This is a genomic window from Thermohalobaculum xanthum (assembly GCF_016623495.1).
GTDB classification, from domain to species: Bacteria; Pseudomonadota; Alphaproteobacteria; order Rhodobacterales; family Rhodobacteraceae; genus Thermohalobaculum; species Thermohalobaculum xanthum.
In genome coordinates, this window is the sequence record NZ_JAEHHL010000001.1 from 699,827 (window position 1) to 714,453 (window position 14,627).

Sequence of the window (14,627 nt, forward strand, 5' to 3'; positions counted from 1 at the left end):
ATGAGAGGCACCGTCCTAATCGCGGGCGCAACGGGCGTCATCGGCCAGGCAGCGATGCACCATTTCGCGGCGCTCGGCGGCTGGCAGGTGCTGGCCATCTCGCGCCGCGCGCCCGAGCCGGTGGCGGGCGTCACGCATCTGCCGCTCGACCTGACCGACGCCCGCGCCTGCCGCGAGGCGCTGTCGGGCCATGCGGTCACGCATGTGGTCTACGCCGCCCTTTATGAAAAGCCGGACCTGGTCGCAGGCTGGCGCGACCCCGAGCAGATGGCGATCAACCTCGCCATGCTGCGGAACCTGGTCGAGCCGCTGGGGCCGCAACTCGCCCATGTTTCGCTTTTTCAGGGCACCAAGGCCTATGGCGTGCATATCCGCCCCTTCCCGGTCCCGGCGCGCGAGAGCTGGCCGCGCCACGACCACGAGAACTTCTACTGGCTGCAGGAGGACTGGCTGAAGGCGCGCGCGGCCGAGGCGGGCTTCGCCACGACCATCTTCCGCCCGCAGGTCGTGTTCGGTGATGCCACCGGCGTCGCCATGAACCTGACCCCCGTCATCGGCATCTGGGCCGCCATCTGCAAGGCCGAGGGGCGGGCCTTCGCCTTCCCCGGCGGGCCGCCCTACCTGCTCGAGGCAGTCGATGCCGACCTGATCGCCCGGGCGCTGGCCTGGGCCGCGGGGGCCGAGACCGCGAGGGGCGAGACCTTCAACATCACCAATGGCGACGTGATGGTCTGGCAGAATGTCTGGCCCGCGATCGCGGATGCGCTCGGCGTCGCGCCGGGGCCGGACGAGCCGCTCTCGCTGGCCGGGGCCCTGCCGCAAAAGGAAGACCTTTGGCAGGAGATCGTGTCGCGGCACGGCCTTCGCCCCGCGAGCATCCGGGATCTTGTCGGCCACTCGCACCACTATGCCGATTTCGTCTTCGCCCATGGCGTCAGACGGCCGCCGGCGCCGGCCCTCGTCAGCACCATCAAGCTGCGGCAGGCGGGATTTCACGACTGCATCGACACCGAAGCAATGTTTCGCGCCCAGATCGCCGGGCTTCAGGAACGGCGGATCATTCCGCCCCGCGACAGCAAGGGAGGCACCCCATGACACAGCGCTGGAAAAACCGGCCCGAGGGATCCAACTGGGGCGACTTTGGCGCCGACGACCAGATCGGGCGCATGAACCTGGTGACGCCCGAGATCCGCCGCAGGGCTGCCGGGGAGATCCGCGAAGGTATCGCCTTCTTGCTTTCCCTGCCGCTCGACTATCCCGGCAGCAACAAGCTGACCCCCTACCGCTTTCCGCCGCAGTTCCACCATGCCAAGCGCGGCAAGGGGCACAACTACAATTACGAACTGAGCGATGTCTGCGGCTGCTTCGACGACGTGATCTGCGACGACGCGGTGACCCTCTATACCCAGTACTCGACGCAGTGGGACGCGCTCGGTCACGTCGGGCAGATGTTCGACGCCGATGGTGACGGAACCCCCGAAAAGGTTTTCTACAACGGCTATCGCGGCGGGGTCGAGATCGTGGGCCCCGACGATGGCGAGGGACCGCATGGTGCCTCGGCGCTCGGGATCGAGAACCTCGCGCGGTCCTGCGTGCAGGGACGCGGCGTGCTGGTGGACCTCGAGCGCCACTATGGCCGCGAGCGCAAGCTGGTTGGATACGACGAGCTGATGCAGGCGCTCGACTCGCAGGCCGCAACCGTCGAGACGGGCGATTTCCTCTGCCTCCACACCGGCTTTGCCGAGCTGGTCCTGTCGATGAACAAGGACCCGGATGGCGAGGTGCTGGCGAATTCCTGCGCCGTTCTCGACGGCCGGGACGAGCGGTTGCAACGCTGGATCGACGAGAGCGGCCTCGTCGCCATTTGTGCCGACAACTTCGCGGTCGAGGCCTATCCCGCGCGCGAAGGAAAGGGAGATCATTTCCCGGGGTTGCCGCTCCACAATCTCTGCCTGTTTAAGCTCGGCATCCATCTGGGCGAGCTCTGGAACTTCGCCGAACTGGCGCGCTGGCTGCGGGCCAACGGCCGGAGCCATTTCTTCCTCACCGCGCCGCCACTCAACCTGCCCGGCTCCGTCGGCTCGCCGTTGACACCAATCGGCACGGTCTGAGGGACAGAAGACAATCCTGGCTCAGGCAGTGTCGGCGACGCTCCCTGAGCCAGGACTGCCAGCATGTTTGGCTTTCCGCATCGGCCGATGCTGCCCATCTCGACGTTCCAGCACCAGAGCCGGGATCAACCGCTGCTCCGGGGTCCGGTGATTGATCCCCGTCGTCACTACGTCGGCGACGGCGTGATCGTCTCCGACAGTCAGTGCGTCTCGAACCGATCGTGCTCTGCTCCACCAGGATGTCGTTGGCGGGCACGGTCAGGGAAGACCGGCTTGAGGCGAGGACGCAGCCTCCCTGCCCTCTCGAGATAACCAAGCCGAACCCCTTTCGCCACTTCAAGAGCGCGCCCGGGATCATCCGCCTGGCGGTGACGATTTTCGTCCGCTTCCCGCTCTCGGCGCGAAAAGTCGAGGACCTCCTTCAAGTGTGACGGCAGCTCTGTTCCGCCTGGAGTCCCGCAAGCTCAGGCAAACTGAGGCTGGTTCGCATTCATCTGACAGTGCCGAATTGCAATCTCTCTTGCCGCGCTGCAGCATGCGCGCGAGGAGGAGCCATGCAACAGCGCCTGAGGATCACGGTCGTAGAGCGAGACAGGGACCGTGCCCTGCAGGTTGTCGACGCGCTCAAGGAGGCAGGCGACTACGAGGTCTCGGTTCTGGGGGATGTGACCGGCCTCGCCCGGAAGCTCGCCGCTCTCGATCCGGATGTCGTGCTCATCGACATCGCGAACCCCAGCCGCGACACGCTCGAGGAGATGGCGCTTGCCTCGTCTCCGATGGAGCGCGCGGTCGCGATGTTCGTCGACCGCTCCGACGACGCACTGACCACGGCGGCGATCGAGGCCGGCATCAGCGCCTATGTCGTGGACGGCCTGCGCCCGGAGCGCATCAAGCCGGTGCTCGACGCCGCGATCGCCCGGTTCAAGATGGTGAGCCGGATGCGGCGGGAGCTCGAGGAGACGAAGGCCGCGCTGGCGGAGCGCAAGATGGTGGACCGCGCGAAGGGACTGCTGATGGCGGCGAAGGGCATCAGCGAGGGCGAGGCCTACACCCTTCTGCGCCGTGCCGCGATGGACCAGGGCAAGAAAATCGGAGAGGTCGCAGCCGCGCTCGTCACCGCGTCGGAGCTTCTCAAGTGAGCGATCGCCTCAATATCGGCTTCATGCCGCTGGTCGACTGCGCTCCGCTGGCGATCGCGCGCGAGATTGGCTTCGCTGAGGAGGAGGGCCTCGACCTGGCGCTCCAGCGCCAGCCCTCCTGGTCGGCGCTGCGCGACATGCTCGCGTTCGAGCGCATCGATGCCGCGCACATGCTGGCGCCCGTTCCCGTGGCGATGTCGATGGGGCTGGGCGGGCTGCCGATGGCCATTGACGCGCTGATGGTGCTCTCGGTCAACGGCACGGTGATCGGCGTCTCGCGCGACCTCGCGGCACGCATGCGGGACCGTGGCGCCCCGAGCGATTTCATGGCGGCGGCGGTGGGCCGCGCGCTGATCGAGGCCGCGACGCCGCCGCTGAAGGTCGGCGTGCCCTTCCCTTTCTCGATGCATGCCGAGTTGCTCTACTACTGGCTCGGCGCGCTCGGGGTTCAGGCGCCACAACAACTTGTCGTCCGCACCGTGCCGCCGCCGCTGATGGCAGACGCGATGGCGGCGGGCGAGATCGACGCGTTCTGCGTCGGCGAGCCCTGGGGATCGGTCGCAGCCGAGCGCGGCGTCGCGGAAGTCGTGCTGCCCGGTTGCGCGATCTGGGGCTTTGCGCCTGAGAAAGTGCTCGCGGTGCGGCGGTGCTTCACCACCGAGGCGCCGGATCGCACGGCGCGCCTGATGCGCGCCGTCTGGCGCGCGGGGCGCTGGCTGGGCGACCCCGAGCACAACCTGGCGGCATCCGAGATCCTCGCGCGGAAGGGCTATCTCGATGTCTCGGCCGAGATCATCGAGCGGACCCTGAACTGCAGATTCGTGGTCTCGCCGCTCGGCGAGGAGCGTCGCGCGCCGCGCTTCATCGAGTTCTTCGGCGGCGCGGCGCAGTTCCCGTGGCGAAGCCAGGCGGCCTGGATCGCCGGGCGGCTGTCGAAACGACTGGGGGTCGAAGCGTCGCCAGAGGCGCGACTCACCTTCCGGGCCGACCTGTTCCGGGCGAATCTCGGGCCCATCGGCGCCGATTTGCCCGGGGCGTCGGAGAAACTGGAGGGCGCCCTCGACACGTCGATGCCCGTCGCGTCTTCGCATGGGCGCCTCTTCCTTGGGCCGGATCGGTTCTTTGATAGCGAAATCTTCGATCCAGTGCCCGGTAAATAATCTGTATTTTGCCTGTAATTTAGGCAATAAAGAAGTTGTGCGTTATACGTGATCTTCGCACTTGCGAAATTCCTGCCATCTGCTAGGAATCCATTCGGGCAGGGCAAAGGCGTCCGTCCGACAAGATCACCCCGACGCTGAGGGTTTCGAGCAAAGCCGCTCGTTCCGTGGTGCCAGACGGCAACCACCGAACGTGCGGCTTTTCGTGTTTTCGGGCCTCGGCGGCATTGCCGGCCGGGCAAATGAGGGAGACGGGAGATGGACCTCCGCAGACTCATCGGACATGCAGCGGCTTCAGCCTTCGCAGCCGCGCTCGGCGCGGCCACGGCCGGCGCCGGGACGCTCGCGCTCGAGAAGGATGAACTCACCTTCGGCTTCATCAAGCTGACCGACATGGCCCCGCTCGCGATCGCCTACGAGAAGGGCTACTTCGAGGACGAGGGCCTCTTCGTGACCCTGGAGGCGCAGGCCAACTGGAAGGTTCTGCTCGACGGCGTGATCGACGGGCAGCTCGACGGCGCGCACATGCTCGCGGGCCAGCCCCTCGCCGCGACGATCGGCTTCGGGACCGAGGCGCACATCATCACCCCCTTCTCGATGGACCTGAACGGCAACGGCATCACGGTGTCGAACGAAGTCTGGGCCCAGATGAAGGAACACATCCCGCATGACGCAGAGGGCAAGCCCGTCCACCCCATCTCGGCGGCCGCCCTGAAGCCGGTGGTCGAGAGTTACCGCTCCGAGGGCAAACCCTTCAACATGGGCATGGTCTTCCCCGTATCGACCCATAATTACGAGCTGCGCTACTGGCTCGCCGCGGGCGGCCTGCAGCCCGGCTACTATTCGACCGACAACATCTCCGGGCAGATCGGCGCCGACGTCCTCCTGTCGGTGACGCCACCCCCGCAGATGCCGGCGACGATGGAGGCGGGAACGATCTACGGCTACTGCGTCGGCGAGCCGTGGAACCAGCAGGCCGTGTTCAAGGGCATCGGCGTGCCCGTCATCACGGACTACGAGATCTGGAAGAACAACCCCGAAAAGGTCTTCGGGATCACCGCCGAGTTCGCCGAGCAGTATCCGAACACCACGCTCGCCATCACCAAGGCGCTGATCCGCGCGGCGCAGTGGCTCGACGAAAACGACAACGGCAACCGGCCCGAGGCGGTCGAGATCCTGAGCCGGTCGGAATATGTCGGCGCCGACGCCGACGTCATCGCCAACTCGATGACGGGCACCTTCGAATACGAGAAGGGGGACAAGCGCGAGGTCCCCGACTTCAACGTGTTCTTCCGCCACAACGCGACCTATCCGTTCTACTCCGACGCCGTCTGGTACCTGACCCAGATGCGCCGCTGGGGCCAGATCGGCGAACCCAAGCCCGACGCCTGGTACGACGAGGTCGCGCGCAGCGTCTACCGCCCGGACATCTATCTCGGCGCCGCGCGGATGCTGGTCGAGGAAGGCCTGGCGAACGAGGCCGACTTCCCCTGGGAGAGCGACGGCTACCGCGCGCCCACGGCCGAGTTCATCGATGGCGCGACCTATGACGGGCACAAACCGAACGCGTATCTCGAGCAGTTCCCGATCGGCCTGAAAGGCGACCAGAAGGTCGTCGGCAACCAGGTTCAGGGCTGACGCCCGGCCATCCGGCGGGGCACCGCGCGCCCCGCCCCTGCCCTTCCCGTAGTGAATGCCGCGACCCGACGCTCCAGCCAGACGAGGCAGCTAGAAATGACCGCCCTGACCGACCCCGACTTCGCCCGAACGGCCAGCCGTGAGGCGCGGCGCGCGAAGCGCCTCACCCGCATCAACCGGCTCGACGGCTGGTTCCGCGTGATCGGCCTCGCCTTCGTGACCCCGCTCCTGCGCGCCGCTGCCGGCGACGATCCGAAGGCGCAGGTCCGCGAGATCTGGCGCCTCCTCGGCGTGCCGGTCGTGGCGATCCTGGTATTCCTCGTCCTTTGGGCTCGCCTTGCGCCCCAGGTCGAGACATCGCTCGGCGCGATACCGGGGCCCGCGCAGGTCTGGGCGCAGGTCGAGGTACTGCATGCCGATCACCTCCGCGAGCGCGAGAAGGCCGCAGCCTTCCACGAGCGCCAGGAGGCGCGCAATGCCAAGCTCGCGGCCGAGGGCAAGTCCGACCAGGTCAAGTGGCGCGACTACACCGGCAAGCCCACCTATCTCGACCAGATCGTCACTTCACTCCAGACGGTGTTCTTCGGCTTCCTGATCGCGACTGTTGTCGCGGTGCCTCTCGGCATCCTCTGCGGGCTGAGCCCCACGGCGAACGCCGCACTCAACCCGCTGATCCAGATCTTCAAGCCGGTCTCGCCGCTCGCCTGGTTGCCGATCGTCACCATGGTCGTCTCGGCGCTCTATGTCACAAATGACGGTCTGTTCTCGAAATCCTTCCTTAACTCGGCGATCACGGTCACGCTCTGCTCGCTCTGGCCGACGCTGATCAACACGGCGCTCGGGGTGAGCTCGATCGACCGCGACCTCGTCAACGTCAGTCGCGTGCTGAAGATGTCGACCTGGGCGAAGATCACCAAGCTCGTCCTGCCGTCGGCGCTGCCACTGATCTTCACGGGCCTGCGGCTCTCGCTTGGCGTCGGCTGGATGGTGCTGATCGCAGCCGAGATGCTGGCCCAGAACCCGGGTCTCGGGAAGTTCGTCTGGGACGAGTTCCAGAACGGCTCCTCCGACAGCCTCGCGCGCATCATGGTGGCGGTCTTCACCATCGGCATCATCGGCTTCGTGCTCGACCGGATGATGTTCGCGATCCAGTCGCTCTTCACTTACTCGGTCAACCGGTGAGCGCCATGGGGATCCTCAAGCTTTCCAAGGTTTCCAAGGGCTTCGGCGAAGGCGCGGGCCGGGTCGAGGTGCTGAAGGGCGTCGATCTCGAGGTGCGCGAGGGCGAGTTCCTGGCGATCCTCGGCTTCTCGGGCACGGGCAAGACGACGCTGATCAACCTTCTCGCGGGGCTCGAACTGCCCGATCGCGGCGAGGTCAACTTCCGCGGCCGCGCGGTCGAAGGACCTGACCCGAAGCGCGGCGTCGTCTTCCAGTCCTACTCACTGATGCCCTGGCTCACGGTCGCGGGGAATGTGGGGCTCGCGGTCGACGCGGTGCATGGCGGGGCAAACAAGGCCGAGCGCGCGGCACTGGTCGACCGCCATGTCAAGATGGTCGGCCTCGGTCATGCCCGCGACCGGCGCCCGGCCGAGCTTTCTGGCGGCATGCGACAGCGCGTGGCGGTCGCCCGTGCGCTCGCCATGAACCCAGAGGTGCTGCTTCTCGACGAGCCGCTCTCGGCGCTCGACGCGCTGACGCGCGCGAACCTGCAAGACGAGATCGAGCGGATCTGGGAGGCCGACCGGAAGACCGTCGTGCTGATCACCAACGACGTCGATGAGGCGCTGATCCTCGCTGACCGGATCGTGGCGCTGAACCCGGACGGCACGCTTGGTGCCCAGTTCGAGATCGGGCTCGACCGGCCGCGCGACCGCACGGCAATGAACCACGATCCCGCGTTCAAGCGCCTGCGCGGGCAGGTCACGCAATACCTCATGGAGGTCGGCATCGCCGCCAAGGCGCCCGAGATGCGCCGCCTGCCAAAGGTCACGCCGCTACACAGCCTGCCGAGCGCCTATGCCGAAGCGGCGAAAGCAGTCACCGACGACCGCTACCTCCAGTTCTCGCAGCTCTCCAAGGCGTATCCGACGCCGAAAGGGCCGCTCACGGTGGTCGAGGAGTTCGACCTGACGCTCAGGAAGGGCGAGTTCGTCTCGCTGATCGGCCATTCCGGCTGCGGCAAGTCGACCGTGCTGACGATGGCGGCGGGCCTCAACGACATCTCGGGCGGTGCCATCGTGCTCGACGGCAAGCATGTGACGGGCGCAGACCCCGAGCGCGCGGTTGTCTTCCAGGCGCCGTCGCTCTTTCCCTGGCTCACCGCACGCGAGAACGTCGCCGTGGGCGTTGACCGGGTCTATCCAGAGGCGACGCAGGCCGAGCGGCAAGAGGTGGTCGAATATTACCTCGAGCGCGTCGGCCTCGCGGACGCGATGAACAAGCCCGCGGCCGAGCTCTCGAACGGCATGAAGCAGCGCGTCGGCATCGCGCGCGCGTTCGCGCTCAGCCCGAAGCTCCTCCTGCTCGACGAACCCTTCGGAATGCTCGACAGCCTCACCCGATGGGAGCTGCAGGAGGTGCTGATGGAGGTCTGGTCGCGCACCAAGGTGACCGCCGTCTGCGTCACGCACGACGTCGACGAGGCGATCCTGCTCGCCGACCGCGTGGTGATGATGACGAACGGGCCGCATGCCCGCATCGGCAAGGTTATGGACGTTGATCTTCCCCGCCCGCGCAGCCGCAAGGCGCTGCTCGAGCACCCGGATTACTACGCCTATCGCGAGGATCTCCTCGGCTTCCTCGAAGAGTACGAGCACGGCGCCCACAAGAAGGAGGCCGCGTGATGGCCCTGAAACTTGTCGTCATCGGCGCCGGCATGGCTTCGGGCCGCGCGATGGAGCACCTGATCGAGGCCAATGACGAACTCTACGACATCACGCTCTTCGGGGCCGAGCCGCGCGGCAACTACAACCGCATCATGCTCTCGCCGGTGCTGTCGGGCGAGAAGTCCTACGAGGAAATCGTCACGCACGACGCCGCCTGGTACGAGGCGCACGGCGTCGCCTGCCGCTTCGGCGAGCGCGTGACCGCGATCGACCGGATGCGCAAGGTGGTGATCTCGGAGAAGGGCGAGACGCCCTATGACAGGCTGCTGATCGCCACCGGCTCGGCCCCCTTCATCATTCCCGTGCCGGGGCGCGACCTCGACGGCGTCCTGGCCTATCGCGACCTTGGCGATGTCAACCGGATGCTCGGCTACGCGTCGAAGCCGGGCACGAAGGCCGTGGTCATCGGCGGCGGGTTGCTCGGGCTCGAGGCGGCGGCGGGGCTCAAGGCGCGCGGCATGGAGGTGACGGTGGTCCACCTGATGGGCCACCTGATGGAGCGCCAGCTCGACGCCTCGGCCGGCTATCTCCTCCAGCGCGAGCTCGAGCGCCGCGGCATCCACGTCATCTGCGGCGCCAACACGCGCGAGATCCGCGGCGAGGGCAAGGTCGAGGCAGTGCTGCTGGAGGATGGCCGCGTGCTCGAGGCCGACGTCGTGGTAATGGCGGTCGGCATCCGCCCGAACTTCGGCCTCGCCCAGTCCTGTGGGCTGAAATACAACCGCGGCCTCCTGGTCAACGACGAGATGAAGACCGACGACCCCGAGGTCTTCGCCATCGGCGAGTGCGTCGAGCACCGCGGCGTCTGCTACGGCCTTGTGGCGCCGCTCTACGACATGGCGCGCGTGGCGGCGCGCAATCTCCTCGGCTTCCACGAGACGTTCGAGGGAGCCGAGACTTCGACCAAGCTCAAGGTCACGGGCGTCGACCTCTTCTCGGCCGGCGATTTCGCCGAGGGCGAGGGGCGCGAGGAGATAGTCTACCGCGACGCGATGCGCGGCATCTACAAGCGGCTGGTGATCGAGAGTGACCGGATCATCGGCGTCGTGATGTATGGCGATACTGCCGACGGCGGCTGGTTCTTCCAGAAGCTGAAGGACCGCGAGGATATATCGGCTATCCGCGACACGCTGATCTTCGGTCCCGCCTATGCCGGGGGGGCCGCCCTGGACCCTATGGCGGCCGTTGCAGCGTTGCCGGATGATGCGGACATCTGCGGCTGCAACGGCGTGTGCAAGGGAAAGATCGTCGCCGCGATCCGCGGCGGGGCCGAGACGCTGGAGGCGGTGCGGGCCGTGACCAAGGCCTCGGCCTCGTGCGGCTCATGCACGGGGCTGGTCGAGCAGGTCATGGCCCTGACCCTTGGTGACGGGTTCAGCGTGCCGTCGGCGAAGCCAATCTGCGGCTGCACGGATCTCACGCACGAGGACGTGCGGCGCCTAATCAAGTCGCGTGAGCTGAAGTCGATGCCCGCCGTCTGGCAGACATGCGGCTGGAAGACCTCCTGCGGCTGCCATGTCTGCCGGCCGGCGCTCAACTACTACCTGCTGGCCGACTGGCCCGAGGAGTATCACGACGATCCGCAGAGCCGCTTCGTCAACGAGCGCAACCACGCGAACATCCAGAAGGACGGCACCTTCAGCGTGGTGCCCCGCATGTGGGGCGGGCTGACCAACCCGCGCGAGTTGCGCGCCATCGCCGACGCGGCCGAGAAGTACAACGTCCCGACGGTGAAGGTGACGGGCGGCCAGCGGCTCGACCTGCTCGGCGTGCGCAAGGAGGATCTGCCCGCGATCTGGGCCGACCTGAACGCCGCCGGCCTCGTCTCGGGCCATGCCTATGCCAAGGGGCTTCGCACCGTGAAGACCTGCGTCGGCACCGACCATTGCCGCTTCGGCACGCAGGACTCGACCGGGCTCGGCGTCGCGCTCGAGAAACGCATGTGGGGCGCGTGGACGCCGCACAAGGTCAAGATGGCGGTCTCCGGCTGCCCGCGGAACTGCGCCGAGGCGACCTGCAAGGATGTGGGCGTGGTCTGCGTCGACGCGGGCTTCGAGGTCGGTGTCGCTGGCGCCGCCGGGATGGACGTGAAGGCGACCGAGCCCCTCGCCAAGGTCGCAGGCGAGGATGAGGCGCTGGAGATCATTGTCGCCTTCGTCCAGCTCTACCGCGAGAACGCCAGGTATCTCGATCGCCCCTATAAGTGGGTTGCCAAGGTCGGGATGGACTGGGTGCGCGAGCGCGTCGTCGACGATGTCGAACATCGCCGCGAGCTCGTCCGCCGCTTCGACCTGTCGCAGAAGGTCTTCCAGAAGGATCCATGGGCCGAACGCGCGACGCCCGCGACCGAGCGCGCCTACGCCCCTCTCGCAGATCTCACTCAGGAGGCCGCCGAATGATCGCGCAGCATCGCTGGATCGACATCGGGCCGCTTGCGGAGATTCCGGTCCGCGGCGCCCGCGTGGTGAAGACCCGCTTCGGCTGCGTCGCGGTCTTCCGCACAGCGACGGACGAGGTCTTCGCGACCTCGAACGCCTGCCCGCACAAGGGCGGGCCGCTCTCCGAGGGGATCGTGCATGGCCGGAAGGTCACCTGTCCCCTGCACAACTGGGTATTCGATCTCGAGACCGGCGAGGCCGAGGGCGCCGACGAGGGTCGGATCGAGACCTTCGCCGCGCGGATCGACGACGGGCGCGTCCTCCTGGACCGGGCGCTCCTGGTGAAGGGGGTCGCGTGACGCCGCCCGGCGCCAGAACCGGATGCGCACGCGCCTTGGAGCGAATGCGAGGAAACGCCCGAGCAACCTGCTGTCGCAGCAACGTGACTCGTCCACCGCGAGAGAGATGAACGGATGTCCCGTGCCACGCCGCAAAAAGGCGTCAAGACAATGACAGATGCCGACAGGTCCGGGTGCATCGCCCCCGCGACCGTTACGGCCCGATGAGGGGGCGCGACATGGCGGACGGACAGACCGGGGCGCGTTCGGACCAAGCGGTTGTGCGAACCGCTTGCCCCTATTGCGGCGTCGGCTGCGGCGTTCTCGCCACGCCCGACGGAAAGGGCGGCGCGCGGGTGACGGGCGATCCCGGGCATCCCTCGAACTTTGGGCGGCTCTGCTCGAAGGGGGCGGCCCTCGGCGAGACGCTCGATCTCGAGGGGCGCCTCCTCCATCCGCTGATCGGGGGGCGGCGCTCAGGCTGGGACGAGGCCATCGGGCTCGTCGCCGAGAAATTCGACGAGGCGATCCGCCTGCACGGGCCGGACTCGGTCGCGATCTACGCCTCGGGCCAGCTTCTGACCGAGGATTACTACGTCGCGAACAAGCTGATGAAGGGCTTCATCGGCTCGGCCAACATCGACACGAACTCGCGGCTCTGCATGGCGTCCTCGGTTGCCGGCCACCGGCGGGCCTTTGGGGCTGACATCGTGCCGGGCACCTACGAGGATCTCGAGGAAGCGGATCTCGTCGTCCTTGTCGGCTCGAACCTCGCCTGGTGCCACCCGGTCCTCTTCCAGCGGCTGTCGGCGGCGAAGGAGGCGAGGCCGGGGCTGACTGTCGTCAACATCGACCCGCGCCACACGGCGACGAGCGAGCTTGCGGATCTCGAGCTCTGCCTCAGGCCGGGTTCGGATGTCGCGCTCTTCAACGGTCTGCTGAACGCGATCGAGGCCGATGGCGCGATCGATGCCGACTACGTCGCGACGCATGTGGCGGGCCTGCCCGAGGCGCTCGGATCGGCCCGCCGGATGACGCCTGCCGAGGTCGCCCGGCTGACGGGCCTGACGGAGGACGAACTCGCCCGCTTCTACTCCTTGTGGGTGCGAAACGAGCGGGTCGTGACGGTCTACAGCCAGGGCGTGAACCAGTCATCGGCCGGAACCGACAAGGTCAACGCCATCCTGAACTGCCATCTCGCCACCGGACGCATCGGCCGGCCCGGCGCGGGCCCGTTCTCGGTGACCGGGCAGCCGAACGCCATGGGCGGGCGCGAGGTCGGGGGGCTCGCGAACATGCTCGCCTGTCATCTCGAGATCGAGGACGACGCGCACCGGGCGGTGGTGCAGGCGTTCTGGCACTCGCCCCGCATCTGCGCCGGGCCGGGCCTCAAGGCGGTCGACCTCTTTCGCGCCTGCGCCGACGGCCGGATCAAGGCGCTCTGGATCATGTCGACGAACCCCGCCGTGAGCCTGCCCGAGGCCGACAGCGTGCGGGCCGCGATCGCGGCGTGCCCCTTCGTCGTCGTCTCGGACATCATGGCCGAGACCGACACGACGGCAGTGGCGGACGTGGTACTGCCCGCGGCTGGCTGGGGCGAGAAGTCGGGCACGGTGACCAACTCCGAGAGGCGGATCTCGCGCCAGAGGGCGTTCCTCGCACCTCCCGGCGAGGCGCGCCCGGATTGGAAGATCGTCTGCGACGTCGCCCGCCGCATGGGCTGGGGCGACGCCTTCGCCTACGAAAGCCCCGCCGCGATCCTGCGCGAGCACGCCGCGCTCTCGGGCGTCGCCGCGGGGCTTGGCCGCGGTTTCGACATCTCTGGCCTCGCGGGCCTGACTGACGACGCCTATGAGGCGCTCACGCCGGTGCAATGGCCGATTTCGGCCGCTGCCGCGGGCGGCCGCTTCTTCGCGACGGGCGGCTTCTACCATCCCGACGGCCTCGCCCGGATGATCGCTGTCGAGCAGGGACCCGAGGCGACACCCTGCACCGCGGCGCTTCCGCTCCGTCTCAACACCGGCCGGGTCCGCGATCACTGGCACACGATGACGCGCACGGCAAAGTCGCCGCGCCTGTCGCGGCACATGGCCGAGCCCTTTGTCGAGATGCACCCCGAGGACGCCGCAGCCGCCGGCATCGCGCCCGCCGGCCTGGCTCTCGTCGAGAGCCCCCACGGCCGGCTGGTGGCGCGCGCCGTCGTGACCAAGCGCACGCGCCGCGGCAACGTCTTCGTCCCGATGCACTGGACCGCGCAGTGGGCGAGCCGTGGCCGCGCGGGGGCGCTGGTGCGGGCCGTGACCGACCCGGTGTCGGGCCAGCCGGATCTCAAGGCCTCCGCAGTCCGCGTCAGCCCGTTCGCGGTCGGCTGGCATGGCTTCGCGATGGCGGCGCGACCGTTCACGCCGGCGACGGCCTACTGGGCGCGAGCGCGGCTGGACGGCGCCTGGCAGGCCGAGCTCGCCGATGCCGAGGCGCCGGAGGACTGGACCGCCTTCGCCCGCGACCTCTTCGGCGTCAGCGGCGGCGAGACGGTCAGCGTTGTCGACCACGCGCGGGGGACCGCACGCATCGCGATCGTCGAGCATGGCCGCGTCGCAGGCGCCCTGTTCGCCGCGCCGGGGCCCGTCGAGGTCGCCCGCGCCCATGTCCGGGACGCCGTGAGGGGCGGCGCGACGGCGGCCGAGATCCTCGCCGGCCGCCCTGGGGCGGCGCGCAAGGATCCCGGCGCCATCGTCTGCGCCTGCTTCGACATTGGCGCAAACACCATTCTCGAAGCGATCGAGATGCAGGGGCTCGTCGATGTGGCGCATATCGGGCGCGCGCTGCGCGCGGGAACGAATTGCGGCTCGTGCCTGCCGGAGCTGCGGGCGCTGATCGCCCGCGTCCGGCCGGCCCTGGCCGCAGAGTGAGACGTGGACCCGGTAATGCTGTTGAAGTAACCCGGCTTGAGGCGGGCAAGCACACCCCCGCCC

Annotated in this window: 10 protein-coding genes and 1 pseudogene; all 11 read left to right on the plus strand. The window is 68.0% G+C overall.

Going from position 1 to position 14,627, the window contains the following annotated elements; all coding sequences use genetic code 11:
• Window positions 1-1,095 carry an SDR family oxidoreductase gene (locus H0I76_RS03310; protein WP_200607044.1) on the plus strand — a complete coding sequence of 365 codons (1,095 nt, stop codon included), beginning with the start codon at window positions 1-3 and terminating at the stop codon, window positions 1,093-1,095.
• On the plus strand, window positions 1,092-2,111 hold the full coding sequence (locus H0I76_RS03315) for a cyclase family protein (RefSeq protein WP_200607046.1): 1,020 nt from the start codon (window positions 1,092-1,094) through the stop codon (window positions 2,109-2,111). Before H0I76_RS03310 ends, H0I76_RS03315 begins: the two co-directional genes overlap by 4 nt.
• A gap of 308 nt (window positions 2,112-2,419) precedes the next feature.
• Window positions 2,420-2,533: pseudogene (locus H0I76_RS19660) on the plus strand (IS6 family transposase); the annotation flags it as partial.
• Between the two features lie 132 nt (window positions 2,534-2,665).
• A complete protein-coding gene (locus tag H0I76_RS03320; protein ID WP_200607049.1) occupies window positions 2,666-3,250 on the plus strand; it encodes an ANTAR domain-containing response regulator in 585 nt (194 codons plus the stop codon).
• Window positions 3,247-4,410 carry a CmpA/NrtA family ABC transporter substrate-binding protein gene (locus tag H0I76_RS03325; protein WP_325166396.1) on the plus strand — a complete coding sequence of 388 codons (1,164 nt, stop codon included), beginning with the start codon at window positions 3,247-3,249 and terminating at the stop codon, window positions 4,408-4,410. The genes H0I76_RS03320 and H0I76_RS03325 overlap by 4 nt, the downstream gene beginning before the upstream one ends.
• Before the next feature lie 258 nt (window positions 4,411-4,668).
• Window positions 4,669-6,048 (plus strand): CmpA/NrtA family ABC transporter substrate-binding protein, encoded by a 1,380-nt coding sequence (locus H0I76_RS03330; protein WP_200607052.1) that lies wholly within the window; start codon window positions 4,669-4,671, stop codon window positions 6,046-6,048.
• Window positions 6,049-6,144: 96 nt separating this feature from the next.
• Window positions 6,145-7,230: an ABC transporter permease gene (locus H0I76_RS03335; RefSeq protein WP_200607054.1), complete on the plus strand. Its 1,086-nt coding sequence runs from the start codon at window positions 6,145-6,147 to the stop codon at window positions 7,228-7,230.
• A 5-nt stretch (window positions 7,231-7,235) separates the two neighbouring features.
• Window positions 7,236-8,894: an ABC transporter ATP-binding protein gene (locus H0I76_RS03340; protein ID WP_200607056.1), complete on the plus strand. Its 1,659-nt coding sequence runs from the start codon at window positions 7,236-7,238 to the stop codon at window positions 8,892-8,894.
• Window positions 8,894-11,335 carry a nitrite reductase large subunit NirB gene (gene nirB, locus H0I76_RS03345; RefSeq protein WP_200607058.1) on the plus strand — a complete coding sequence of 814 codons (2,442 nt, stop codon included), beginning with the start codon at window positions 8,894-8,896 and terminating at the stop codon, window positions 11,333-11,335. Before H0I76_RS03340 ends, nirB begins: the two co-directional genes overlap by 1 nt.
• Complete coding sequence (gene nirD, locus H0I76_RS03350; protein ID WP_200607060.1) at window positions 11,332-11,673, plus strand: nitrite reductase small subunit NirD; 342 nt, start codon at window positions 11,332-11,334, stop codon at window positions 11,671-11,673. The genes nirB and nirD overlap by 4 nt, the downstream gene beginning before the upstream one ends.
• A gap of 218 nt (window positions 11,674-11,891) precedes the next feature.
• On the plus strand, window positions 11,892-14,564 hold the full coding sequence (locus H0I76_RS03355; protein WP_200607062.1) for a nitrate reductase: 2,673 nt from the start codon (window positions 11,892-11,894) through the stop codon (window positions 14,562-14,564).
• The last annotated feature ends 63 nt before the right edge of the window (window positions 14,565-14,627 follow it).

Coding starts and splice junctions, on each gene's coding strand:
- H0I76_RS03310 (WP_200607044.1), top strand. CDS start 1: ATGAGAGGCACCGTCCTAATCGCGGGCGCAACGGGCGTCATCGGCCAG.
- H0I76_RS03315 (WP_200607046.1), top strand. CDS start 1,092: ATGACACAGCGCTGGAAAAACCGGCCCGAGGGATCCAACTGGGGCGAC.
- H0I76_RS03320 (WP_200607049.1), top strand. CDS start 2,666: ATGCAACAGCGCCTGAGGATCACGGTCGTAGAGCGAGACAGGGACCGT.
- H0I76_RS03330 (WP_200607052.1), top strand. CDS start 4,669: ATGGACCTCCGCAGACTCATCGGACATGCAGCGGCTTCAGCCTTCGCA.
- H0I76_RS03335 (WP_200607054.1), top strand. CDS start 6,145: ATGACCGCCCTGACCGACCCCGACTTCGCCCGAACGGCCAGCCGTGAG.
- H0I76_RS03340 (WP_200607056.1), top strand. CDS start 7,236: ATGGGGATCCTCAAGCTTTCCAAGGTTTCCAAGGGCTTCGGCGAAGGC.
- nirB (WP_200607058.1), top strand. CDS start 8,894: ATGGCCCTGAAACTTGTCGTCATCGGCGCCGGCATGGCTTCGGGCCGC.
- nirD (WP_200607060.1), top strand. CDS start 11,332: ATGATCGCGCAGCATCGCTGGATCGACATCGGGCCGCTTGCGGAGATT.
- H0I76_RS03355 (WP_200607062.1), top strand. CDS start 11,892: ATGGCGGACGGACAGACCGGGGCGCGTTCGGACCAAGCGGTTGTGCGA.